Source organism: Kitasatospora sp. NPDC059827, from assembly GCF_042731675.1.
Classification (GTDB): Bacteria; Actinomycetota; Actinomycetes; order Streptomycetales; family Streptomycetaceae; genus Kitasatospora.
Genome location: NZ_JBHWIV010000022.1, coordinates 1 through 2,640, shown reverse-complemented (window position 1 = coordinate 2,640; position 2,640 = coordinate 1). Strand labels below are relative to the sequence as shown.

The 2,640-nt window shown below is 72.0% G+C and carries 1 protein-coding gene; it reads right to left on the bottom strand.

Annotation, left to right across the window (positions count from 1 at the left end; genetic code table 11):
* Positions 1-171 precede the first annotated feature (171 nt).
* Positions 172-2,346: an NEW3 domain-containing protein gene (locus ACFV8H_RS16340; RefSeq protein ID WP_380400242.1), complete on the bottom strand. Its 2,175-nt coding sequence runs from the start codon at positions 2,344-2,346 to the stop codon at positions 172-174.
* Positions 2,347-2,640 lie beyond the last annotated feature (294 nt).

Below are 2,640 nucleotides of genomic sequence, written 5' to 3'. Positions count from 1 at the left end.
GGAGCCTCCCTCACTCGCGGGCGGCGGGCGGGGTCTGGGCTGCGGCCACCGGCCCCCCCCCCCCCCCGGCCCGGGGTCACCCCTCGGTGGCCCGGCAGTCGAAGCCGAGGAACACCGGCGCGGCGTGATCGCGCAGGGCCGGCCGGAGCCGGTAGATGACGGTTTCGGTGGTCAGGGTTGGACGGTCAGGGCGAAGACGTGGATCGCGGGGGCGTCGGGGAGGGTGACGGAGCGGATCGTCCGGCCGGGTGTCAGGGGGACGGTGTTGGTGAAGACGCCGTAGGTGGTGCCGTAGTTGGCCGGGCCGGTGGGGGTGTTGCGGTGGTCGGTGGTGAAGGCGGTCTTCGCGCCGTAGGCGTCGGTGGGGGAGCAGCACCAGTTGGGGAAGCCGAGTTGGCCGGTGCTGGTGGTGCCGTCGGTGTAGGTGACGGTGACCGTGCCGGCGGTGAAGCCGGCTTCGGCGCCGAGGAAGCCCAGCGCCTTGCCCTGGCCGGTGAGGGTGATCTGCTGGCCGGCGGCGGACACGTTGTCGGCGGTGCCCGGGGCCGAGGACGGCCAGGTGAAGCCGAGGCCGTTGGCGCTGATGGTGGCGCCCGGGGTGGCGCCGGCGGCGGCCAGGGCCTGGGTCGAGTAACTGTCGCCGTTGCCGTCGAAGTTGCCGGGTGCGGGGGCGCTCTCGGAGGTGGTGCCGACGTTGTCGAACGCGGCCGCCAGCGAGGGGTAGGGCACGGTCTGCACGATCGTCCGGTCGCCGCTGACCGTGTCGACGGCCGTCGGCCGGGCCCGGTAGCTCGCGGTGGCGGTGATGGCGGTGACCGTCGTCCCGGGGGTGCCCTGCGGGCCGTGCACCGTCACGGTGGCCGATGCCGTTCCGCCCGGTTCGACGCGGGGCAGCGCGGCGGTCGCGGGGGTGACGGTCCAGCCGGCGGGGGCGGTGACCCGCAGCCGGGTGTCGTTCAGCGGGACGGCGCCGTGGTCGGCCAGGGTGATCCGGTACGTCCCGGGGGCCTCCGCCGTGCTGACGTCCTGCCAGGTGAGGGCGGTCGCGGGGGCCGCGCCGCGGGTGGCGCCGGGGTGGACCCGGTAGAGCACGGTGGCGTGCGGCGGCACGTCCGCGGAGATCACGCCGGTCGTGCCGGTGACCTGCTTGGTCACCAGGTCGTGGAGGGCGTAGCCGGTGGCGGAGGGCAGGCCGGCCCGGGCGGCGGTGGTGGTGATGGTCTGCGCGGTGTCGGAGGAGTTGAACAGGGCGACCGCGCGGTCCCCGCCGGCCAGCGGCTTGCTGAGCACGTCGTAGCCGGTGTCGTGCTGGACGACCTTGCCCTGGACGCCGAGCCGGTCCTGGTCGACGGCGATGACGTCCTCGTTGCCGAGCACGGCCAGCGCGGCGGGGGAGAGGTGGGTGAGGTCGGTGCTGGAGATCAGCGGCGCGGCCATCATCGCCCACAGCGAGGTCTGGCTCTGGATCTCGTCCTGGCTGAGGCCGGAGTCTCCGGCGAGCAGGAAGTCGGGGTCGTTCCAGCGCCCCGGTCGTTGCAGCGCGGGCAGGCCGACGTTGTAGCCGTAGTTGTCCTTGATCGAGGCCCACTTCTCGCGGCCGGGGGCCTGGCCGAGCGCGATGTCGGCGCCCTCCCGCCACAGGTTGCCGAGTTGGGCGGACCAGCGGATCACCGAGTTCCAGTTCGCCGCGCCCTGGAAGTAGGCGGGGGCGGAGATCGAGAAGACGATCGGGCGGTGGGTGTTGAGCAGGGCCGTGCTCATCGCGGTGTAGGTGTCGCGGTAGCTCTGTTCCTCGGTCTCGCCGGGCTTGGTGGGGACGTTGCAGCCGTCGAGCTTGACGTAGTCGACCTCCCAGGACGCGAACAGGTCGGCGTCCTGCTGCCAGTGGTCGAGGGAGCCGGGGTAGCCGCCGCAGGTGCTGGTCCCGGCGTCCTCGTAGATGCCGAACTTGAGCCCGAGCTGGTGGAGTTGGCGTCCGACGTAGGCCATTCCGTCCGGGAAGAGGGCAGGGTCGGCGACCAGGGCGCCCTTGGCGTCGCGTTGTCGGGACATCCAGCAGTCGTCGATGGTGACGGTGTCGTAGCCCTTCTTCGCCAGCCCGGTGGTGACCAGGGCGTGGGCGTTGTCGAGGATCGTCTTCTCGTCGATCCCGCACTGGTAGTAGGACCAGTCGTTCCAGCCCATGGGCGGGGTGGGGGCGTAGTCGGGGTACTGGGCGGCGGCGCCCGGCGGGGCGGGTGCGGCAGCGGCCGCGGGGAGGGCCAGCAGCGTTCCGGTGGACGCTGCGGCGAGCGTCGTACAGCAGGCGACGGCGGCACGGAGCCACCGGGGGAAGGGAGTTGACACGCTTCGACCTCACGGGATCTTCGGGGTCAGGGCATGGTGAACGGCGTTGCCTCGGCGGGATCAGTTGTACGGGGCTCTGCTCAGTTCTGACAAGAGCACGGCAGGAACAATCAGGATCGCGCAGATCTGAGGGGGTTCGGAGCAGGGGCGTGCAGAGTGACGGGTGGACGGACGGCGAAGTGGCCGGGCCCCGTGCGACGGAATAGCACGGGGCCCCGCCACATAGTGGGCGGGGGGGGTTCGCGGCCAACCGCGAGGGGAGGGTCCAGCGCCAGTCTCTTATAAACAAAATAA